The 21,362-nt window shown below is 64.3% G+C and carries 22 protein-coding genes and 1 tRNA gene; 13 read left to right on the forward strand and 10 right to left on the reverse strand.

Features of this window, described 5'->3' with window-relative positions; translation table 11 throughout:
- Positions 1–11 precede the first annotated feature (11 nt).
- The 5 genes from EN943_RS06125 to argJ form a co-directional block, all read right to left on the reverse strand.
- Positions 12–197, reverse strand: a complete 186-nt coding sequence (locus EN943_RS06125; protein WP_127411912.1) for a Flp family type IVb pilin — start codon at positions 195–197, stop codon at positions 12–14.
- Between the two features lie 109 nt (positions 198–306).
- On the reverse strand, positions 307–621 hold the full coding sequence (locus EN943_RS06130) for a hypothetical protein (protein ID WP_013529445.1): 315 nt from the start codon (positions 619–621) through the stop codon (positions 307–309).
- 129 nt (positions 622–750) lie between these two features.
- Positions 751–1,173 carry a (deoxy)nucleoside triphosphate pyrophosphohydrolase gene (locus tag EN943_RS06135; protein ID WP_127411913.1) on the reverse strand — a complete coding sequence of 141 codons (423 nt, stop codon included), beginning with the start codon at positions 1,171–1,173 and terminating at the stop codon, positions 751–753.
- Positions 1,166–1,918, reverse strand: a complete 753-nt coding sequence (locus EN943_RS06140) for a GNAT family N-acetyltransferase (RefSeq protein WP_127411936.1) — start codon at positions 1,916–1,918, stop codon at positions 1,166–1,168. The genes EN943_RS06135 and EN943_RS06140 overlap by 8 nt, the downstream gene beginning before the upstream one ends.
- A 29-nt stretch (positions 1,919–1,947) precedes the next feature.
- Positions 1,948–3,189: a bifunctional glutamate N-acetyltransferase/amino-acid acetyltransferase ArgJ gene (gene argJ, locus EN943_RS06145; RefSeq protein ID WP_127411914.1), complete on the reverse strand. Its 1,242-nt coding sequence runs from the start codon at positions 3,187–3,189 to the stop codon at positions 1,948–1,950.
- 170 nt (positions 3,190–3,359) lie between these two features.
- On the opposite strand from argJ, the gene EN943_RS06150 reads away from it, so the two are divergent.
- The gene (locus EN943_RS06150) at positions 3,360–4,589 is read left to right on the forward strand and encodes a caspase domain-containing protein (RefSeq protein ID WP_127411915.1); all 1,230 of its coding nucleotides are present in this window, start codon (positions 3,360–3,362) and stop codon (positions 4,587–4,589) included.
- Positions 4,590–4,907: 318 nt separating this feature from the next.
- Positions 4,908–5,507, forward strand: coding sequence for a TetR/AcrR family transcriptional regulator (locus EN943_RS06155; RefSeq protein ID WP_127411916.1), 600 nt, complete (start codon positions 4,908–4,910; stop codon positions 5,505–5,507).
- Between the two features lie 68 nt (positions 5,508–5,575).
- Here the strand turns inward: EN943_RS06155 and EN943_RS06160 are convergent, their stop codons facing one another.
- Positions 5,576–6,493: a peptidylprolyl isomerase gene (locus tag EN943_RS06160; protein WP_127411917.1), complete on the reverse strand. Its 918-nt coding sequence runs from the start codon at positions 6,491–6,493 to the stop codon at positions 5,576–5,578.
- Positions 6,494–6,740: 247 nt separating this feature from the next.
- On the opposite strand from EN943_RS06160, the gene secA reads away from it, so the two are divergent.
- The 3 genes from secA to EN943_RS06175 all read left to right on the forward strand — a co-directional run bounded on the left by secA (position 6,741) and on the right by EN943_RS06175 (position 12,511).
- Positions 6,741–9,473: a preprotein translocase subunit SecA gene (gene secA, locus EN943_RS06165; protein ID WP_127411918.1), complete on the forward strand. Its 2,733-nt coding sequence runs from the start codon at positions 6,741–6,743 to the stop codon at positions 9,471–9,473.
- A gap of 357 nt (positions 9,474–9,830) precedes the next feature.
- Positions 9,831–11,231: a lipopolysaccharide biosynthesis protein gene (locus EN943_RS06170; protein ID WP_127411919.1), complete on the forward strand. Its 1,401-nt coding sequence runs from the start codon at positions 9,831–9,833 to the stop codon at positions 11,229–11,231.
- Positions 11,231–12,511 carry a GNAT family N-acetyltransferase gene (locus EN943_RS06175; protein ID WP_127411920.1) on the forward strand — a complete coding sequence of 427 codons (1,281 nt, stop codon included), beginning with the start codon at positions 11,231–11,233 and terminating at the stop codon, positions 12,509–12,511. The genes EN943_RS06170 and EN943_RS06175 overlap by 1 nt, the downstream gene beginning before the upstream one ends.
- 72 nt (positions 12,512–12,583) lie before the next feature.
- On the opposite strand, the gene EN943_RS06180 is transcribed toward EN943_RS06175, so the two are convergent.
- Positions 12,584–12,668: transfer RNA gene (locus tag EN943_RS06180), tRNA-Leu, on the reverse strand.
- A gap of 276 nt (positions 12,669–12,944) precedes the next feature.
- On the opposite strand from EN943_RS06180, the gene EN943_RS06185 reads away from it, so the two are divergent.
- Positions 12,945–13,532 carry a YqaA family protein gene (locus EN943_RS06185; protein WP_127411921.1) on the forward strand — a complete coding sequence of 196 codons (588 nt, stop codon included), beginning with the start codon at positions 12,945–12,947 and terminating at the stop codon, positions 13,530–13,532.
- Between the two features lie 34 nt (positions 13,533–13,566).
- The gene (locus tag EN943_RS06190; protein WP_127411922.1) at positions 13,567–14,085 is read left to right on the forward strand and encodes a disulfide bond formation protein B; all 519 of its coding nucleotides are present in this window, start codon (positions 13,567–13,569) and stop codon (positions 14,083–14,085) included.
- A 326-nt stretch (positions 14,086–14,411) separates the two neighbouring features.
- On the opposite strand, the gene EN943_RS06195 is transcribed toward EN943_RS06190, so the two are convergent.
- Both EN943_RS06195 and EN943_RS06200 read right to left on the reverse strand, forming a co-directional pair.
- Positions 14,412–14,969: an HNH endonuclease gene (locus EN943_RS06195; protein ID WP_006328497.1), complete on the reverse strand. Its 558-nt coding sequence runs from the start codon at positions 14,967–14,969 to the stop codon at positions 14,412–14,414.
- 128 nt (positions 14,970–15,097) lie between these two features.
- On the reverse strand, positions 15,098–15,739 hold the full coding sequence (locus tag EN943_RS06200; RefSeq protein WP_127411923.1) for a DNA-3-methyladenine glycosylase: 642 nt from the start codon (positions 15,737–15,739) through the stop codon (positions 15,098–15,100).
- Between the two features lie 73 nt (positions 15,740–15,812).
- On the opposite strand from EN943_RS06200, the gene gluQRS reads away from it, so the two are divergent.
- Entirely contained in the window at positions 15,813–16,688 is an 876-nt protein-coding gene (gluQRS, locus tag EN943_RS06205) for a tRNA glutamyl-Q(34) synthetase GluQRS (protein WP_127411924.1), read from the forward strand.
- A gap of 148 nt (positions 16,689–16,836) precedes the next feature.
- Complete coding sequence (locus EN943_RS06210) at positions 16,837–17,733, forward strand: DMT family transporter (RefSeq protein ID WP_127411925.1); 897 nt, start codon at positions 16,837–16,839, stop codon at positions 17,731–17,733.
- A gap of 85 nt (positions 17,734–17,818) precedes the next feature.
- Here EN943_RS06210 and EN943_RS06215 read toward each other — a convergent pair whose 3' ends face one another.
- Positions 17,819–18,670: a YihY/virulence factor BrkB family protein gene (locus tag EN943_RS06215; protein ID WP_013529430.1), complete on the reverse strand. Its 852-nt coding sequence runs from the start codon at positions 18,668–18,670 to the stop codon at positions 17,819–17,821.
- Between the two features lie 55 nt (positions 18,671–18,725).
- Here EN943_RS06215 and EN943_RS06220 point away from each other — a divergent pair, with 55 nt between their 5' ends.
- From EN943_RS06220 to EN943_RS06235, 4 genes are read left to right on the forward strand one after another with little or no spacing between them, the layout of a single operon-like run.
- On the forward strand, positions 18,726–19,592 hold the full coding sequence (locus EN943_RS06220) for an SDR family oxidoreductase (protein ID WP_127411926.1): 867 nt from the start codon (positions 18,726–18,728) through the stop codon (positions 19,590–19,592).
- Between the two features lie 25 nt (positions 19,593–19,617).
- On the forward strand, positions 19,618–19,809 hold the full coding sequence (locus EN943_RS06225; RefSeq protein WP_027038149.1) for a twin transmembrane helix small protein: 192 nt from the start codon (positions 19,618–19,620) through the stop codon (positions 19,807–19,809).
- 25 nt (positions 19,810–19,834) lie between these two features.
- The gene (locus EN943_RS06230; RefSeq protein WP_127411927.1) at positions 19,835–20,416 is read left to right on the forward strand and encodes a cob(I)yrinic acid a,c-diamide adenosyltransferase; all 582 of its coding nucleotides are present in this window, start codon (positions 19,835–19,837) and stop codon (positions 20,414–20,416) included.
- 28 nt (positions 20,417–20,444) lie between these two features.
- Entirely contained in the window at positions 20,445–21,245 is an 801-nt protein-coding gene (locus tag EN943_RS06235; protein WP_127411928.1) for a rhomboid family intramembrane serine protease, read from the forward strand.
- The last annotated feature ends 117 nt before the right edge of the window (positions 21,246–21,362 follow it).

Raw genomic sequence — 21,362 nt, forward strand, 5'->3', positions numbered from 1 at the left:
GGAAAGTTGGATCAGTTTGTGGGTGCGAAAGCGTTCGCAAGCTTGCTGTTGTTGTCGCTGAACAGCCAGATGATCCCGTCGCGGACCTCACCGATGCCGCCGACGATGGCCAGCGACAGCACAGCGATGATCACGCCATATTCGACGGCCGTGGCGCCGGTCTCGTCGTTCAGAAAACCCAGCAGCTCTGCTTTCATGGCCTCAACCCCTCTGTCCGGGACCTTACAGCCGACCTGTTAAGAAAGGTTAACGGCAAAGGCTTAACAGGCGGTGAAACCGCCGCCTTTGCGAAATCTCTTAACCATGTCAGCAGTCGCCGCTGCTCCTGCCATTGGACCTGATGATGCAGACCGAGCTCGGCTGTGGCTGCAGCACGCTGCGGCGCAGCGTGTAGGTTTCGCGATGACCGATCGAGCCTGTGGCCGCCATGTCAAGCCCGCCGAAACCATCACGGGCCGACAGCGAGCGTGTCTGGCTGTCGAGGAAGGGGGTTGCGATCAGCGCCAGCGCCACCGCGGCCGAACCGAACAGAAGCGTGATGCGCAATATGCCCATGCCCGCATCGGCGGCGCGAAACCCCCGCTCGGGCCGGATCGAGTCCCAATCCCTGTCTAGGCTCATGCTATCGCTCCCCGGCAAATCGACGGCTCGGCCGCGAACGGCCCTGCTTCAATTTTTCACGACGAGATAAATCTTCCATTAATGCTGGCTGATACAACGCCTCGGCCAGGAACCGGCCGGACGGGAGCCTCAGAGAAGATCGATGAGGAACGGGATCAGCGGCGCATCGGCCGGCGGCATCGGATAGTCGCGCATCTGCTTCGGCCGCACCCATTTCAGCGCCTGCCCTTCCCTGGGCTGCGCGATACCGCGAAAGCGGCGGCAGATGAACAGCGGCATCAGCAGGTGGAAATCGTCGTAGGAATGACTGGCGAAAGTGAGCGGCGCCAGGCACGGGATGTCGGTTTCGATGCCGATTTCCTCATGCAGTTCGCGAATGATGCACTGTTCGGGCGTCTCGCCCGGCTCGACCTTGCCGCCGGGGAACTCCCACAGCCCGGCAAGTTGCTTGCCCTGAGGCCGCTGCGCCAAAAGCACCCGACCGTCGGCATCGACCAGCGCGCAGGCGGCGACCAGCAGCAGGCGCTTGCTGGCGGTCACGACCTCATTCATGACCCGGTGGCCGGCGGTAGTGGTAGCGATAGACTTCCTCGAAGCCGAGCGAATGGTAGAGCGCCAGTGCCGGCACATTGTTGGCCTCGACCTGCAGCCAGGCTTCCCGCGCGCCCCGCAGCCGTGCCCATTTCAGTGCCGACAGGATCAGGTTGCGGCCGTGACCCTTGTTGCGTGCCGATTTGTCGGTGGCGACCTCGAACAGGCCGGCGAGGTCGCCGTCGTGCACGCAGATCAGCGTCGCCAGCGCTTCGGCCCCATCTTCGAGCGCGAACAGCCCGGCTTCGGGCTGGATGGCGCCGATGATCTCCGACAGGCCGGGCCGCAGCGAAACGTCCGAACCGCTGACCTTGAGCGACGCGCCGATGAAGCGGCTGATGTCCTTGAGCGGGATCTGGTCCATGGCGGCGTCGAGTTGCGCATCTGCCAGCGGCAGCCGCATGACCAGGGACTCGTCGAACCGGCTCCAGCCCTCGCGGTCGAGATGGCCAGCGAGATCGGGACCCGACAACGGCGACATGCGGAACGTCAGCGGCCTGCCATAAGCATCGAAACGGCGGCTGGCCCGGCCGATACGGTCGGCCATGTGCATGATATCGCCGGGATCGAGCGGATTGACCGAGTTCAGCCGCTTGGCCGGATGGCCGGCGGTCAGCCGCACCACCCAGGTGCCGTCATAATGGACGGCGGCCGCCGGCCAGGCGCGAAAGCCGGCCGCCTCGTAGCGGCGTACGATCGCCAGCATGCTTGCCGGATGCCTGGAGCTCAAAACCATCAGCTCCGGTAATCGCCATTGATGACGACATATTCCTTGGTGAGATCGCAGGTCCACACCGTCGCCTTGCCGCGGCCGATGCCGATATCGGCGCGGATGCGGATGTCGTCGCGCTTCATGTAGGCCGACGTCGCTGCCTCGGAATAGCCGGGATCGCGCTCGCCTTCATGCGCCAGCCTGTTGTCGCCGAACCAGATCGACAGCCGGTCGCGATCGGCGGGTTCGCCGGCCTTGCCGACAGCCATGACGACGCGGCCCCAATTGGCGTCCTCGCCGGCGACCGCCGTCTTGACCAACGGCGAATTGGCGATCGACAGCGCGATGCGCTTGGCCGAGCGCGCGGATTTGGCGCCGGTGACGGTGACTTCGACCTGCTTGCGGGCGCCCTCGCCATCGCGCACCACCTGCAGCGCCAGCGATTTCAGCACCTTGCCGAGCGCCCGGCGGAACGCGCCAAGGCGCGCATCCTTGGGATCGGTTATCTCCGGCGCGCCGCGCTTGGCGGCCTTGCCGGTGGCGAAGATCAGCAGCGTGTCGCTGGTCGAGGTGTCGCTGTCGACGGTGACCGCGTTGAAAGTCTTGGCCGTGCCGCGCGACAACAGATCCTGCAGGACAGGGGCGGCGATCGGCGCGTCGGTGGCGATGAAGGAGAGCATCGTCGCCATGTCGGGCGCGATCATGCCGGCGCCCTTGGAAATGCCGTTGATGGTGACATCGGTGTCGCCGAGCTTGACGGTCGCGGTCGCCACTTTCGGATAGGTATCCGTGGTCATGATCGCCTTTGCCGCTTCGGTCCACAGCTCAGGCTTGCCGTTGCTGACCAGCCCCGCCAGCAGATGGCTGAATTTGCTGGTGTCGAGCGGCTCGCCGATGACGCCGGTCGAGGCCAGGAAAACCTCCGCTGCCGTGCAGCCGGCCGCCTTCGCCGCCGCCTCGCCGGTCAGCGCGGTCGACTCGCGGCCTTTCTTGCCGGTGAAGGCGTTGGCGTTGCCGGAATTGACGACCAGCACCCGCGCCTTGCCTGCGCCGAGATTCTGCCGGCAGAAATCGACCGGCGCCGAGGGGCATTTCGATTTCGTGAACACGCCGGCGACCGCGGTGCCTTCATCGAAGATCATGGTCAAAAGATCGGTGCGGCCCTTGTACTTTATCCCTGCCTCGGCGGTGGCGATGCGCACCCCCTCGATTTCTGGCATTTTCGGGTATTTCTTCGGCGCAAGCGGCGAAATCGTCGTGGACATGGAGGCCTCGGGCGGGAAAATCGCAAGGGAAGGCCGGTTTGCCCGATAGACCGCGCGGGCGCAAGGGCGTTTTCGTCGCTCTTGTCCGGGAGTTCGAACTCGCCAGGGGTTAAGCCTGCATCTCAAATCCGTTGGCGCCGGCGGGGCCAATGGCGTTATGATCTCACCCCATGGGCAGGCTTGCGATCCTCGCATGGGCATTTCTGGGACTTTTGCTGCTGAGCGCGGATGCGCAGCCGCAACGGCGGGTGGCGCTTGTCATCGGCAACGGCACTTACGCCGAAGCCGGCACGCTGGCCAATCCTGTCAACGACGCGCTCGACATCGCCGACAAGCTGCGCTCCATCGGCTTCGAGGTCATCGAGGGCAATGATCTCGGCAAGCGCGAACTCGAACGCAGCATCGGCGCGTTTTCCGATGCGCTCCAGGGCGCCGGCGTCGGGCTGTTCTACTATGCCGGCCACGGCCTGCAGGTCGACGGGCGCAACTACATCGTGCCGGTCGACGCCAGGCTGGACGTACCGGTCAAGCTGCAGCTCGAGGCCGTGCCGATCGACGAAGTCCTCGACATCATGGAACAGCAGACCAAGGTCAGCCTGGTGTTTCTCGATGCCTGCCGCAACAACCCGTTTGCGCGCAGCCTCAGCCGCACCGCCACCACGCGCTCGGCGACGGCGCTGGCCGGGCTGGCGCAGTTCGAATCGACGCGCGGCTCGTTCATCGCCTTCTCGACGGCACCTGGCGCTGTCGCCATGGACGGAAGCGGACGCAACTCGCCCTTCGCCGCCGCCCTGCTGCGCCACATCGCCGAGCCCGGCCAGAGCATCAACGACATGATGATCGCGGTGCGCCGCGACGTGGTTTCGCAAACCCGCGAAATCCAGCGCCCCTGGGAGCAGGGCTCGCTGCTCGAACGCTTCGAATTCGTCTCGGACCGACAACCCACCCAGCAGCAGAAGCCGGCCGCCGCTCCGGCACCGCCCACCGACGTTGCCGTGCTTGAGCGCTCTGTGGGCGACGACAACGCATCGATCGAGAAATTCCTGCGCCGGGATTATCTGACGCCGGACACCAAGGCGATGGGCGAGGCCGTCAAGCGGCTCTACGGCTCGTCGGCCACCATTTTCGGCACAAGCTACGACACCGATGCCATCGTCAAAGTGAAGACCGACTGGTTCGCGCAATGGGCCTCCTGGTCGCTTGGCCTGGAGCCCGGCAGCCTGAAGGTCACTCCGCATGGCGACGACCGCGCCGAGGCCGTCTTTGCGATGCGCTACGACTATGTGCCGAAGGACAGATCGGCGGCACGCCTGACCGGCAAGGCGCGCGTCACGCTTGGCTTGGTCAAGGCCGACGGCGGCTGGCATATCGAATCCGAGACATCGCAAGCCATGCAGTAGACATCGTCCGACGGCCGGTCCGGCGGTGTCACCCAGTTTGTGCCGGCCGCCTTCATGTTGATAGGAATTTATTCTTGACAGGGTGAGAGCAGCTATGCTATCTTTTCGTCCATGGTGCTGATTTGCGCCAGCGACCCGCCGCCCCGGCGGGTTTTTGCGTTTGGGGGCCTTCGCCAATCAACACGCCGGTAAGAGTTCCAGAAAAACGACTAACCACTACCCCGACCATGCCAGCCTCCAGCAGCTTGAAAACGCGCCGTTTCGTTTGAGCGTCGGGTCACCTATATTGCCGTCGAAGTGTTGGCGAGGACGACAGAGATGGCCGAGGACGCCGATCCGGCGCGCAGATCGATCGGTGCGCGGCGCAACCCCGACAGCGCCGATGCCATTCTCCAAGCCGCCGAGGCCGTGCTGGTCGAAGCCGGCTATGCCGGTTTCTCGATCGAGGCGGTGGCGCGGCGGGCCCGCGCCGGCAAACCCACCATCTATCGCTGGTGGCCGAGCAAGGCGGCGTTGCTGCTTGAGGTCTACCAGCGCCAGAAGCGCGTCGATGTTCCCGATACCGGGCGACTGGAGGAGGATCTCGTCGGCTTCCTGAAAAACCTGTTCGCCCACTGGCGCGAGACATCGTCGGGAAGCGTGTTCCGGTCGCTGATCGCCGAGGCACAGTCGGACGAGACCGCTGCCGCGGCCCTTGCCGACTACTCGCTGGGCCGACGGTCCCACACCGGCCAGATCATCGAACGCGCCAAGGCAAGGGGCGAAATCCCGGCCGGCGTCGATTCAGCTGTTGTCGCCGATCTGATCGCCTCCTTCGCCTGGAGACATCTGTTGACCAACCGCCTCGACGAGAACGAAGCGGCCATCGGCAAGGCGGTCAACTACGTGATGCGAGGTATAACGGCACCCGCCCCCTAAAAATACGGCAACAAAAAAGGGCGCGGCAACTCCTGGCTGCCGCGCCCTTTTTCGAAGAGCTATCAGTCTTACTTGGCGCTTTCCAGCGTATCGACCGTCTTCTTCAGGTTCGCGTCGGGGATCTCGATCTTGGCGCCGGCGCGCAGCGACTTGACCAGCGCAAAATACTTGTCGCGAATGACCGCCTGCTTGGCCTGGTCCTTGACGTCGTCGAAGGCCGGCGGCTGCTTGGTGCGCTTGTCCTCGAGCTTGATGACATGCCAGCCGAACTGCGTTTGCACCGGCTGCTCGGTGTATTTGCCGACCTCGAGCGCGGAGGCCGCCTTGTCGAACTCCGGCACCATCTGGCCAGGTCCGAACCAGCCGAGATCGCCGCCGCTGGTCTTGCCTGACGGATCGCTGGTGTGCTCGTTGGCGAGTTTCTGGAAGTCGGCGCCGCCATCGAGCTGCTTGATGATCGCCGCGGCCTCTTCCTTCGTCTTCACGAGGATGTGACGGGCATGCAGCTCGTTGGTGGGCGGCGTGTTGGCGATTTCCTGGTCGTAGCGGGCGCGGACCTCGGCGTCGGTGACCTTGTCGACGACACCCTTCTCGACCATCTCGCCATGCAGCGCGCGCTGCTGCAGGAAGGCCATGCGGCGCTGGAAGTCGGGATCCTTGTCGAGCCCGGTGGTGACCGCCTGGGCGGCCATGACGCGGATCTCGATGGCAGCCGAAAGGGCGGCGGCACGGCGCTGCTCGGGCGGCAATTGCGCGAACTGCTGCGACAATTCCCCTTCGGCAAGCACCAGATCTGCTTCGGTCAGGGGCTGGCCGTTGACCATGGCGATAACCTTGTTCGGATCGACCGGTGCCGCGGCTGGCGCTGCTGCATCCGCCGGAGCGGGAGCGGTTTGCTGCGCCATCACAGGCGAGAGCGAAAGGGCCGACAGGCCGACGGCCAGGCCAAGGCTGGCGAGCGACGCGCGGCGAAACAACAGGGACATAGGGTGACTCCGGTGGGGATTGTTAAGAGGGGTGCTTCCAGATCGGCCAGATTGTGGCGGAATTTGGCGCAGCTGGCAGGGCCGGCGCGGCGTTGACATCAGTTGAGCCCCCTCTTATCTGTCCAACGACTTTGCGTCCAGAACCGTTTTCCGGGCGCTTTTTGTGTTTGTCCACGTTCACGTGGAATTGATGGGGCCGGCCGGCGCTCATCGCAAAGATTGAGAATTCTATCGAAAGGACCAGTGGATGGTCAGTCTCGGCGGTCTCGCCCGTAAGGTTTTCGGTTCCTCCAACGACCGTCGGGTCAAATCGACCCGGCCCCGTGTCGAGGCGATCAACGCCATGGAAAACGAGATGCGGGCTCTCTCCGACGAGGAGTTGGTCGGCCGCACCGCGAAATTCCGCCAGGACATCGCCAACGGCGCTTCGCTCGATGACCTTTTGGTCCCGGCCTTTGCCACCGCCCGCGAGGCCGCGCGCCGCGTGCTCGGCATGCGCCCCTTCGATGTCCAGCTGATCGGCGGCATGGTGCTGCACAATGGCGGCATTGCCGAGATGCGCACCGGCGAGGGCAAGACCCTGGTCGCGACGCTGCCGGTCTACCTCAACGCGCTCGCCGGCAAGGGCGTCCACGTCGTCACCGTCAACGACTATCTGGCCACCCGCGACTCCGAATGGATGGGCCGCGTCTACAAATTCCTCGGCCTCTCGGTCGGCGTCATCGTCCACGGCCTTTCCGACGAGGAGCGCAGCGCCGCCTACGCCGCCGATGTCACCTACGCCACCAACAACGAGCTCGGCTTCGACTATCTGCGCGACAACATGAAATACGAGCGCGCCCAGATGGTGCAGCGCGGTCACAATTACGCGATCGTCGACGAAGTCGATTCCATCTTGGTCGACGAGGCGCGCACGCCGCTGATCATTTCCGGTCCGCTCGAGGACCGTTCGGAAATGTACAACACCATCGACACCTTCATCATCCAGCTGCAGCCGCAGGATTATGAGATCGACGAGAAGCAGAAGACCTCGATCTTCACCGAGGAAGGCACCGAGAAGCTCGAGAACCTTTTGCGCGACGCCGGCCTGCTCAAGGGCGAGTCGCTCTATGACGTCGAGAACGTCGCCATCGTCCACCACGTCAACAACGCGCTGAAGGCGCACCGGCTGTTCCAGAAGGACAAGGACTACATCGTCCGCAACGGCGAGATCGTCATCATCGACGAGTTCACCGGCCGCATGATGCCGGGCCGCCGCTATTCGGAAGGCCTGCACCAGGCGCTCGAAGCCAAGGAGCATGTGGCGATCCAGCCGGAGAACCAGACGCTGGCCTCCGTCACCTTCCAGAACTATTTCCGCCTCTACAAGAAGCTCTCCGGCATGACCGGCACGGCGCTGACCGAGGCCGAGGAATTCGGCAACATCTACGGCCTCGAAGTTACCGAGATCCCGACCAATCTGCCGGTCGTGCGTATCGACGAGGACGACGAGGTCTACCGGACGGTCGAGGAGAAATACAAGGCGATCGTCAGGGAGATCCGCGAAGCCAGCGCCAAGGGCCAGCCGACGCTGGTCGGCACCACGTCCATCGAAAAGTCCGAGCAGCTGGCCGAGCGCCTGCGCAAGGAAGGTTTTACCGATTTCGAAGTGCTGAACGCCCGCCATCACGAGCGCGAGGCGGCGATCGTCGCCCAGGCCGGCAAGCCCGGCGCCATCACCATCGCCACCAACATGGCCGGCCGCGGCACCGACATCAAGCTCGGTGGCAATGCCGAGATGCGCATCGAAGATGAACTCGGCGACATGCCGGCCGGACCCGAGCGCGAGGCGCGGGAAAAGGAAATTATTGCCGACATCGAGCGGCTGAAGGAAAAGGCGCTGGCCGCCGGCGGCCTCTACGTGCTGGCCACCGAGCGCCACGAATCGCGCCGCATCGACAACCAGCTTAGAGGTCGTTCAGGAAGACAGGGCGACCCCGGCCGCTCGAAATTCTTCCTGTCGCTGCAGGATGACCTGATGCGCATCTTCGGCTCCGAGCGCATGGACGGCATGCTGCAGAAGCTCGGCCTCAAGGAAGACGAGGCGATCATCCATCCGTGGATCAACAAGGCACTGGAAAAGGCGCAGAAGAAGGTCGAGGCGCGCAACTTCGACATCCGCAAGAACCTTTTGAAATATGACGACGTCTCCAACGACCAGCGCAAGGTGGTGTTCGAGCAGCGCATCGAACTGATGGACGGCGAAGGCCTCTCCGAAACAATCGCCGAGATGCGCGAAGGCGTTATCGACGAGATCGTCGCCAAGGCCATTCCCGAAAACGCCTATGCCGAGCAGTGGAACGTTGCCGGGCTGAAGGCCGAGATCGCCGAGTTCCTGAACCTCGACCTCCCGGTCGAGGACTGGGCCAAGGAAGAGGGCATCGCCGAGGACGACATCCGCGAGCGCATCGCGCAGGCCGCCGAAGCCGCCGCCAAGGAGCGCGCCGAGCGTTTTGGCCCCGAGGTGATGAATTACGTCGAGCGCTCGGTGGTGTTGCAGACGCTCGACCATCTGTGGCGCGAGCACATCGTCAATCTCGACCATCTGCGTTCGGTCGTCGGCTTCCGCGGCTATGCCCAGCGCGATCCGCTGCAGGAGTACAAGGGCGAGGCGTTCGAGCTGTTCCAGGCCATGCTCGGCAATCTGCGCCAGGCCGTCACCGCGCAGCTGATGCGCGTCGAACTGGTCCGCCAGGCCGCCGAAGCCCCGCCTCCGGAAGCCCCCGACATGTTCGGCACCCATATCGACGGCACCACCGGCGAAAACGACTTCGAAGGCGGCGAGACCGCCCTCCTGGTCCGCCCGGAGACAACCGCCATCGTCGCTCCCGAAGACCGCGATCCCAACAACCAGGCCACCTGGGGCAAGGTAGGCCGCAACGAAGCCTGCCCGTGTGGTTCGGGGAAGAAATACAAGCACTGCCATGGAGCGTTCGCGTAAGAGCGCGCTTTCCTTCTCCCCGTCACTATACGGGGAGAAGGTGGCCCGCAGGGCCGGATGAGGGGCGGCGCCGGCGTTCGCGGTTAGCGCCGCTAAAATCCCGCGAAGGCCGCTTCGTCGGCGGCCGCAACCACGCCCTTGTCGGTTCGACCCACCATTTGCCCACGCGAAGTCGCGTATAAGCGCGTCTTGTCGCGCACAGCCCGATCTCCCAACGCCTGCGCCGCCCCTCATCCGCCTGACGGCACCTTCTCCCCGTATAGGGACGGGGCGAAGGGGGCTCCCTACCCACGTTTTCTTAATGTGTCTCCGCTACACCAACGCCTGAAAAGAAGCGGAAAACGGAGAGAAATCGGGGTGCGCTTTTCCGCGGCCACGACTGCCGGGCGGTTCTTGCCGCAGCGTTGGGCGCTGCGCATGGGGCCGTTGCTTGGCCGCATCGATGCTGTGCTGTTCACCGCCGACGAGCGCGGCGAGGCGAGCCGCATGTCGGTCATCGCCTTCTCGGTCCGCATCGTCAGCGCCGTCATCGCCTTCGTCAGCCAGGTGCTGATGGCACGCTGGATGGGCTCGTTCGAATACGGTATCTTCGTCCTCGTCTGGGTGACGATGGTCATCGTCGGAAACCTCGCCTGCCTGGGCTTCCACACCTCCGTCATCCGCTACATTCCCGAATACCGTGAGCGCGGCTTGATGGATGAGCTGCGAGGCATCGTGCTGGCCAGCCGCCTGTTCGTGCTGATCGCCTCGACGCTGATTGCCGGGCTCGGCGCGCTCGGCGTCTGGCTGGCGGCACCCTGGATCGAAAACTACTATGTGATTCCGTTCATCCTCGGCGTCATCTGCCTGCCGATGATCGCCATGTCCGACCTTCTGTCGGGCCTGGCACGCGCCAACAGCTGGGCGCTGTTTGCCCTGTCGCCGACCTATCTGGTGCGGCCGGTGCTGATCCTGCTGTTCATGGCGCTGATGCTGTTTGCGGGCTACGCACCCGATGCCAGGACCGCAATCTTCGCCTCGATCGCCGCCACCTACGTCACCACGCTGGGACAACTCATCGGTGTCACCCAGCGCATGGAACGGCAGATCCCGGCGGGGCCGATGAAGGTCCATTTCGCGCAATGGTTCATCGTCTCGCTGCCGATCTTCCTGGTCGAGAGCTTCTTCTTCCTGCTGACCAATGCCGACGTGCTGATGGTCGGCGCCTATATGGACCCCAACGACGTCGCCATCTATTTCGCCACCGTGAAGACGCTGGCGCTGGTGCATTTCGTCTATTTCGCCGTCAAGGCAGGCGTTGCCCAGCGCTATGCGCAATTCACCCATGGCGATCCGAAAAGGCTCGCCGCCTTTGCCCGCGAGACGGTGTCGTGGACGTTCTGGCCCTCGCTGTTGATGGCGCTGCTGGTGCTAGCGCTCGGCGAGCCGATGCTGGTGCTGTTCGGCCCGGAATTCACATCAGGCTATCCGCTGCTGTTCCTGCTCGTCTTCGGCGTCGTGGCGCGCGCCGCCGTCGGCCCCTGCGAAAGCCTGCTGACGATGAGCGGCAACCAGAACATCTGCGCTGCCGTCTATGCCATGACGCTGGCCTTCAACATCGCCCTCAACGTGGTGCTGATCCCGATGTTCGGCCTGTGGGGCGCGGCGATGGCCACCGCCTTTGCCATGATCTTCGAAGCCGGCGCGCTCTCCTTCACGGTGTGGCGCAAGCTCGGCATCGTCATGCTCATCTTCTTAGCCCCGAAAGGAGCCGCGTGATGGCTGCCATCCCGTTGCTTGAGGAAACCAGCGGCGGTACCGCCGGCGCCATGGTGTCTGGCCTTGCCGGGCTGACCCGCGACGCCGACCCCGCCCATATCGAGATCCTCGCCAACAACCGGCCCGAGCGCAAGCTCGCCATCTACCCGGCATCCGCCGGTTTCGACCTGGTCGAGGAGCTGGATTATCTCTGCGCCCGCACGGTCGAGTCCAACGTGTTCTTCAACCCGCGTTTCCTTGCACCCGCCATGCCGCGGCTGGAGGATCGCGAGGTGCGGCTGGCGGTCATCCGCGACGGCGACGAATACCGCAACCGGCTGCGCCTTCTGGTGCCGTTCTCGGTTGAGCGGCCGGTGGTGCCGCTCGGCGTTCCGGTCATGCGCACATGGTCGAGCCCGTTCGGTCCGCTCGGCACGCCGCTGGTCGACCGCGACGATCCGGTCGGCGTCGTCGAGGACTTCTTCTCGATGCTGTCGCGCCCGCACCTCAAACTGCCGAAAGTGTTCGTCCTGCCCGACATCCGGCTCGATGGCCCGGTGGCGAGCCTGCTTGCCACCGTGGCCGAGGCGCGCGGCCTGATGCTGGTCACCACCGGCCAGACGCAGCGCCCGGCGCTGGAGAGTGAGCTCGACAGCGACGATTATCTGAAGGCCTCGCTGCGCGCGCACCATTATCGCGAGTTCCGCCGGCTGAAGCGGCGCCTCGGCGACCTCGGCAGGCTGGAGCATGTCGTGGCGCGCGGCCCTGAAGACATCCGTCACGCCATCGAAAGCTTCCTGACGCTGGAAGCGGCCGGCTGGAAGGGCCGCGAACGCACCGCCATGGCGATCGACCGCTTCCGCGCCGCCTTCGCCCGCGAAGCCGTGCACCGGCTGGCCGAGCAGGACATGTGCCGCATCCACTCGCTGACGCTCGACGGCCGCACCATCGCCTGCCTGATCGTCTTCGTCGAAGCCGGCATCGCCTACACCTGGAAGACCGCCTATGACGAAACGCTGGCCAGCTATTCGCCGGGCACGCTGCTGATGATCGAGGTGACCAGGCAGCATCTCGACGATCCCAACATCATGATGACCGATTCCTGCGCGGTGCCCGACCATCCGGTGATGAGCCGGCTATGGGCCGAGCGCAAGCCGATGGGCACGCTGGTGATCGGGCTGACGCCGGACGCCGACCGCCTCACCCGCCAGGCCGCCTCGCAACTGCATCTCTACCGCGAAACCCGCAACATGGCCCGCCTGCTGCGCAACCGGATGAAGAGCTTGCTGGGACGGCGGTAAGATTGCCGGATCTGGCAGGCTGAACCAGAACGCAGTCTCCTGTGGTCAGTGAGCCTGGCGATGCTGAAAAAATGGTGCCCCTAGCCGGAATCGAACCAGCACTCCTTGCGGAACTCGATTTTGAGTCGAGCGCGTCTACCAATTCCGCCATAGGGGCTCAGGCCGGGCGGCCTGGATGGCGCGGGACTATACGGTTGGAGGGCTGTTCGTCAACTGGCCAATTCTCCAGTGCCTCCAAGATGCGACCAAACTGCGCCTTCCGATTTCGTGACGGGGCTGCCATTGTGCAGCGCGGAAAATCTTTCTAGACAGGCGGCGCATCAAAGCGCGGCACGTCTGCGGGGACGGATGGCGTGCTCTGGGTCTTTGTTCGGTGCATGCCATTACACCCCAGCCTGCCTGCGCAATGGAACGACACGCATTAGGAGTGCCGATGCTTCGCGGACTTTACGACTGGACCTTGTCGCTGGCGGCCCGCAAATCCGCCGAATGGTGGCTGGCCTTCATCGCCTTCGTCGAAAGCTCGGTGTTCCTGGTGCCGGCCGACGTGCTCTATCTGCCGATGGCGCTGTCGCGGCCGGATCGCGCCTACCGCTATGCGCTGATCGCCACCGTCGCCTCGGTGCTGGGCGGCATCGCCGGCTGGTTCATCGGCCACTACGCCTATGACGCGGTGGCGAGGCCGATCCTCGAATTCTACGGCAAATATGACGAGTTCGAGCAACTGCGCGCAGGGGCAGGCGTCGGCTTCATCGTCCTGATGCTGATCACGTCGGGCGCTGCCCATCTGCCGCCGATCAAGGTGGTGACGATCCTGTCCGGCGTCATCGGCGTCAATTTGCTGCTGTTCATCGTGCTGGCGATCGTGGCCCGCGGTGCCCGCTTCCTGCTGCTGGCCTGGCTGCTGCGCCACTATGGCGAACCGATCCGCGAATTCATCGAAAAGCGCCTCGGTCTCATCGCCGGCGCCGGCGCGGCTGCCCTGATTTTGCTCTATATCCTGGTCAAATACGCGTTCTGAACAGAACCATTGCGAGCCGGACGGACCGATTGAAATGACAGCGACCATGAATGCCGACACCGGACGCCAGCGCACGCTGACCGCCTTGTTCCTCGCCGTCGCCATGGCCGCCACCGTTGGCTCGGCGCTCGGCTTCCAGTATCTCGGCGGCTATATCCCCTGCCACCTCTGCCTCGAACAGCGCACGCCCTACTATATCGGCGTGCCGCTGATGGTGCTGGCGGTGATTGCATCGATGCTGCACGCACCCAGCTGGCTGACGCGCGGCCTGCTGGCCGTCGGCGGCCTCCTGATGCTCTACGGCCTCTATCTCGGCGTCTACCACTCCGGCGTCGAATGGCAGTGGTGGGCCGGCCCGACCGATTGTACCGCAGGCGCCGGACCGGTCGACACCGGCGGCAAGGGCGTGCTCGACGCGCTCGACAAATTCGTGCCGCCGTCCTGCGACAAGGCCGCATTGCGCATCCTCGGCCTGTCCCTGGCCGGCTGGAACGCCATCGCCAGCCTGATCCTCGCCGCAGTCGCCTTCCGCGGCGCCCTCACCCGCGACTAAGCCTGTTCGATCGAACAGCGCGACACAGAGTTCGCGCAAAAATTCGCCGGGCTGAGTCGGATGGCGCGGCTTTCGACGTCCGAGCCAGGTCGACCCCCACTCCGTCTCGGCTTCGCCGAGCCACCTCTCCCCCGATCGACGGGGTAGAGGAAGGGCGCGAACCTGTTGTAGCCAGCGCTCCTCCGAGAGAGGCTCCTTTCCTCTCCCTCCGGAGGGGGGAGAGGTGGCTCGGCGAAGCCGAGACGGAGTGGGGGAAGCCGGTCCTTAAGCGCGAAGCCGCTGATAAGTGAGCGCGAGGCGGCCAGCATGGCGGATTGTGCCGAACTCTAGGGTTCGAGTTCGACATCCCAGTACAGATAATCCATCCAGCTCTCATGCAGATGGTTGGGCGGGAACAGGCGGCCATTGTTGTGCAGATCGTGCACCGTCGGCTGGAAAGGCTTCTGCAGCGGCCACATCTTGGCATGCGCCGGCATCATGCCGCCCTTCCTCAAATTGCAGGGCGAGCAGGCGGCAACGACATTCTCCCATGTCGTCGCACCGCCGCGATGGCGGGGGATGACGTGATCGAAGGTCAGATCCTCCGGCGTGCCGCAATACTGGCACTGGAAGCGATCGCGCAGGAAGACGTTGAAGCGGGTGAAGGCCGGGTGCCTGGAGGGCTTCACATAGGCCTTCAGACTGACAACGCTCGGCAGCTTCATCGAGAAGGTCGGCGAGGAGACGGCGTGCTCGTATTCGGCGACGATGTTCACCCGGTCGAGGAACACCGCCTTGATGGCGTCCTGCCACGACCAGAGCGACAAGGGGTAATAGCTGAGCGGACGGTAATCCGCATTCAGCACCAGTGCTGGAAGCCCATCCGGAGATACGGCAACCGTCACGTGTTCACCTCCTTGGTTCTAGACCCGAACGGCGCGGATACTGTAAGCCCGACATGACAGGGATGTGAAGCGGATTGTCGCGTCGCTGAAGCGCCAAAAATGCATGATTTTTATGATTCTTCGCGGATTCAGGCCGGCGGCGCGGCGTCCCGCCCTCTGGTTTCACGATAATAGGACCAGAAAAGCCGCGATGCGACACCTCGCCACGGGCTCCATGATTCGGCCAATGCGATCAGTGTTTTCTCCGGCGGCCGCGGCTCGATGCCGAGCGCGTGGCCGACCGCGCTCTGCAGCGCGACATCGCGCGCGGGGAAGATGTCGGGGTGCCCGGCGGCAAACAACAGGTACACTTCCGCCGTCCAGGGACCGATGCCGGACACCGCCGTCATCGTCGTGATCGCCTCCTCGGCGTCGAGCGAACAGAGGTGATGCAGGTCGAGGCCATCGGCCACCGCCTGGGCAATTGCGATCAGGCCGCGCTGCTTCGGCCGCGACAGGCCGGCCTCGCGAAACATCTCTTCGCCGGCGGCAAGGATCGCCTGCGGCGTCAGCGGATCGACGAGCTTGGTCAGCCGGCCGAAGATGGCATCGGCACTGGCGCGGGACACTTGCTGCGAGACGACGATCGAGGCCAGGCTTCTGAAACCCGGCTCTGAGAGCCGCAGCGGCACCTCGCCGGCCATGCCGCGCACCTTCTCCAGGCGCGGGTCGATCACGCAAAGCGCATCGAGCCCCCGGGCAATGTCGTCTGATGTCACGATACGGCGCATGCTTTCTTGTTCCTCGACCGTCGACAGGGTAGCAATTGGCGAAGCGCCGCAAAACATGATTGCCGCCTGAGAGATGACACTCCTGACATTCCGTTTCGCGCCCAGCCCCAACGGCGACCTGCATCTCGGCCACGCCTATTCGGCGCTGCTCAACCAGAAGCTGGCGGCACAGGCGGACGGCCGCCTGCTGCTGCGCATCGAGGATATCGACACGACGCGCTGCACGCCGCAATTCGAGGCAGGCGTGCTTGCCGATCTGAAATGGCTGGGGCTTGGCTGGGAAGAGCCGGTGCGCCGCCAATCCGAGCATTTCGCCGAATACCAGGCGGTGCTCGAGCGGCTGGTCCAGGAGGAACTCGTCTATCCCGCCTTCATGAGCCGTGGCGAGATCCGCGCCTTCATCACCGACAGCGAAAAGCGAGGGCGCGATTGGCCGCGCGATCCCGATGGCGTGCCGCTCTACCCCGCCGCGGACAAGGCGCTGCCGATCAGGGAACGCCAGCGTCGGATAGCCGGGAATGCGCCCTTCGCCTGGCGGCTGGATGTCGATGCCGCCATGGCGCGCGTCGGCAAGGACCTGTCCTGGACGGAGTATTCCGACGAGACGCTCCTTGCGACGCGCTCGATCGAAGCTCGCCCGCGAGACTGGGGCGACGTGATCGTGGCGCGCCGCGACATCCCGACCAGCTACCACCTCGCCGTGGTCATGGACGATGCGCAGCAAGGCGTCAGCCACGTCGTGCGCGGGCAGGATCTGTTTTCCGCCACCGGCGTCCAGCGCCTGCTGCAGGAACTCTTGGGGCTGCCGCAATCCGCCTATTTCCATCATCGTCTCATCCTCGGGCCCGACGGACGAAAACTGTCGAAGAGCCTGGGCGATACCGGCCTTGCCGCCTTGCGCCATGCCGGAGCGTCGCCTGACGACATCAGGCGGATGGTCGGGCTTTGAGCCCGGTGAGACCAGGGAACCACCCCCCAGATGCGCCGGGCGTTGAATTCCGGTGATCCATGGATCAACCGTTTCGCTTTGCGCGCCGGGGTGAACGGGATTAGAGCAGCGCCACGGCAATTCTCTCCAGTGCGGCGGACTCCGGAACATGCATAGCATCAAGCGGTTCATTCCCGCCACCTTCGTCGTCTTGTGGGCGACCGGCTTCATCGGCGCGCGCTACGCCATGCCATGGGCGGAGCCGTTCACCTTCCTCGCCGCACGGTTCGTCATCGCCGCCATCCTGCTGGCTATCCTGATGCTTGTGCTGGGTTCGAAAAAAGCCACCCGCGAGGAGGCGCTGCATGCCACCGGCGCCGGCATCCTGATGCACGGCGTCTATCTCGGCGCTGTCTTCTGGGCCATCCACAGGGGCATGCCGGCCGGCTTTTCGGCCCTGATCGTCGGCCTGCAGCCGCTGATCACGGCGGTGCTTGCGGGCAAGTTCCTCGGCGAGGCGATCCTGCCGCGCCACTGGCTTGGCCTCGGCATCGGCCTCATCGGCATCGTCATCGTGCTGTGGCCGAAGCTCGGCGCGCTCGGCGGCGGCGTGACCGCGGCGACGCTGACCGCCTCGCTGGTCTCGGTGCTCGGCATGAGCGCCGGCACCATCTGGCAAAAGCGCTTTGCCTCCGGCGGCGACCTCGTCGCGGCGACCATGTGGCAATATGTCGGCGGTGGCTCGCTGATGCTCGTCGCCTCCCTCGCCTTCGAAACCCACACGGTCGTCATCAACGGCGAACTCATCTTCGCCATGGCCTGGCTGGTTCTGGTGCTGTCGCTCGGCGCCATCTTCCTGCTGATGGTGATGATCCGCGACGGCGAGATGTCGAAAGTCGCCTCGCTGTTCTACCTGGTACCGGCGGTGACGGCGATCATTGCCTGGGCCCTGTTCGACGAACAGCTCAACGCGCTGCAGATTGCCGGCATGGCCATCACGACATTCGGCGTTGGCCTGGCAACGGCGCGACAGGCCAAGGGAAAAACTGTGGAATTGAGGAATTGAGGAATTGAGGAAGAAGCACAGACAGCGCCAGATATGGCCCACTTTTTCTCCAATTCTCAGTTCTTCAATTCTTCAATTCCACCTGTCATCCCACCCGCGCACGTGCCTCCAGGTAGCGGCTGATCGCGGCATTGAGTTCGCCGCCGAGGATGAAGATCGCCGAGACCATGTAAAGGAAGACCACGGCGATCATGATCGAGGCCAGGCCGGCATAGGTCGTCACATAGGACGAGAAGTGGTCGAGATAGGTGGCGAAGATGGTCGAACCGATAAGCCATGCCGCCAGCGTGAAGACGATGCCCGGCACCAGCGACACGAAGCGGCGCTTGCCCGCCGGCAGCCAGAAATGGACGGCAAACAATCCGCCGACAATGACCGCCGAAGCGATGACGTAACGCCATAGCGTAATGGTGCCCATATAGGGCTTGATCCAGTCGATATGGGCTTCGGCGAGCCGCGCCAGCAGCGGCGCGAACACCAGGAGCACGCTGATCGCCAGGAAACCGGCTGTGGCGATGAGCACGAAGATGATGCTCTGCACCCGGCGGTAGATGATGCCGCGCGTTTCCGAGACGCGGTAGGCGCGGTTGAGCGACGTGCGCAGCGCCTCGATGCCGTTCGAGGCAAAATAGGCCGCAAGCACCACACCATAGGTCAAAAGGTCGGTGCGCCTGACGGTCAGCACATTGAGCACTTCGCGCGCGATCGGCTTGGCGATCTGTTCGGGCCAGGTGTCGAAGACCAGATGCACGGCCGTGTCGGAGAACGCCTGCGCGCCGAGGAAGCTCGCCAGCGTCGTCGCGAAGATCAGGAACGGGAACAGCGCCATCAGCGAGGTGATCGCCAGATGGCTGGCCATCGCCCAGCCGTCATCGGTGTTGAAATGGCCAAGCGCGTCGTAGAGAACCCGCTTGAGGGCTACGATCTTCCGCAACAAGAACCGCGCCCTCCAATTGTCTCCACGCCGGGAATATGGGAAGGGATTGCGGCAAATGGCAACCCTTGGCGAAACCACGAACAGTCCGGCGCAGAAGTTGCGCTCGATTATCATCACCGGTGCGTCTTCGGGAATAGGCGCGTACTGCGCCCGCGCGTTGAAGGCGGAAGGCTGGCGGGTGTTCGCAACGGCGCGCAAGCCGCAGGACCTCGCCGCGCTCGAAGCCGATGGCATCGAGGCCTTCTATCTCGATTATTGCGAGCCGGACTCCATCGCCGCGCTGGTGACGGCGGTGCTCGACCGCACCGGCGGCCGGCTCGACGCCCTGTTCAACAACGGCGCCTATGCGCAGCCGGGCGCCGTCGAGGATCTGCCCGTTGCGGCGCTCAAGCAGCAGTTCGAGGCGAATTTCTTCGGCTGGCATGATTTGACCCGCCGGCTGGTGCCGGTGATGCGCCGCCAGGGTCAGGGCCGCATCATCCACTGCTCCTCGATCCTTGGCCTCGTGCCGGTGCGCTTTCGCGGCGCCTATTCGGCGTCGAAGCACGCACTCGAGGCCTTGATGCTCTGCCAGCGCCAGGAACTGGCCGGCAGCGGCGTCCACGTTTCGCTGATCGAGCCGGGGCCGGTGAAGTCGAAGATCGCCAGCAATGGCCTCATCTGGTTTCTCAGCAACATCGACCACGAGAATTCCGTGCACCGCGTGGACTATGCGGCGCAACTCGAACGGTTGCGGGCCGGCGGCAGCCAATCGGCCTTGAAGCCAGGGCCGGAAGTGGTTCATGCGGCGCTGCGCCATGCACTTCTGTCGCGGCGCCCACGCCCGCACTATGTGGTAACAGTGCCCGCCAGGATCGGTGCGGTGCTCAAACGCATCCTGCCGGCATCGATGCTTTACCGCCTGATGGCCAAACGCGCCTGAACGCCAAAACAACTGGAACGAAACGATGGCAACCGTCTTCAACATCCTCGCCATTCTGGTCATGGTCGCCGTGGTGATCGTGCTTGTTCGCGGCCTCATCAACATGATGCGCGGCGGCTCCGGCGTCACCTCGAACAAGCTGATGCAGGCGCGCGTCATGCTGCAGGCCGTGGCGCTGGTGCTGATCCTGCTGGCGGTGTATTTCACCCGCAAGTGAGGATGCCGGCGGCCGGGGAGGCGAAATGGTCAAGCTCAACAAGATCTACACCCGCACCGGCGATGACGGCACCACGGGTCTCGGCACCGGCGAGAGGCGGCTGAAATCCGACCTGCGAGTGGACGCCTACGGCACGGTCGACGAGGCCAATGCCTGCATCGGCATCGCCAGGGTTCACACGGCCGCGACTCACCCGGTGATCGACGCCATGCTTTCCCGCATCCAGAACGATCTGTTCGACCTCGGCGCCGATCTCGCCGTGCCCGACGACGGCAAGCCGCTCGGCTATGAGCCGCTTCGCATCGTCGCCGTGCAGACCGACCGGGTCGAAAAGGACATCGATCTTCTCAACAAGGAGCTTCAGCCGCTCAAATCCTTCGTGCTCAATGGCGGCACAGCGGCGGCGGCGGCACTTCACCTTGCCCGCACCGTGGCAAGGCGAGCCGAAAGGCTGATGGTGGCACTGGCCCAGGACCCGGACGAGCACGTCAACCGCGACGGTCTCAAATACATCAACCGCGTCTCGGATTTCCTGTTTGTCGCCGCCCGGGCGGTCAATGACAACGGAAACGCCGACGTGCTATGGGTTCCCGGCAAGAACCGCTGATTGTCGAAAGCGGAAGAGGGCCTGGGGCATGTTCATCCCGCTTTACGACACCAACAGGCTGCGCCACATCCGCCTGCAATATGTGACGATCGGGCTGATCGTGGTCAACGCCCTAGTCTACCTCGCCACCGCGCTCGGCGGCGAGAGTTTCTCCAATGCCGCCGTCCTTGGGCTGGGCTTCATCCCGTCGGTCGTCCATGACACCGCCGAGCTCGATCCCCGTTTTGTCGTCATCCCCGAAAGCCTGAGCTACCTCACCTATTCCTTCCTGCACGCGGACATCTTCCATCTCGGCGGCAACATGCTGTTCCTGTGGGTTTTCGGCGACAATGTCGAGGATGCGCTCGGTCACATCCGCTACCTCATCTTCTATCTGTTGTGCGCGATCGCCGGAGCCGCCTTCCAAGGGCTCGTCGCCTGGGATTCGCAGGCGCCGCTGATCGGTGCCTCCGGCGCCATTGCCGGCGTGGTCGTCGCCTATCTGATCCTTTATCCCAGGGTGAAGGTCTGGGTGCTGGCCTTCGCCCGCATTCCGCTGCGCATCCCGGCCTTCATCCCGCTCATCCTGTGGGTGCTGTTCCAGGTGGTGATGTTTGCCGCCGGCGGCGAGGACCAGATCTCCTGGGCCTGTCATATCGGCGGCATCATCGCCGGAGCCGTGCTGGTGCTCGTCTTGCGCAGCCGCGGCGTGCCGCTGTTTGCCGGCGCCGACGAGGACGTCGCGCCCGCCGCTCCCAACCAGCCGCAAGCTGCCGCTGAACCATTGGCGCCTGAGCCACCCGCCGCGACGCCGCGTTGGGGGCGCGGAAACGCTTCCAGTTCGGACTGAACCGATTTGAGCCACTTGCAGCGTATTGACGTGCAGGGTTGCCGCAACTACGGAAACGTCTCCGCCGCAGCCTAAGGCGGTCAAAGACCAGAATTTCCATCCGAAATGTCGGCTTTC

It is taken from the genome of Mesorhizobium sp. M7A.F.Ca.US.006.01.1.1 (genome assembly GCF_003997935.1).
In the GTDB taxonomy this organism is placed as follows: Bacteria; Pseudomonadota; Alphaproteobacteria; order Rhizobiales; family Rhizobiaceae; genus Mesorhizobium.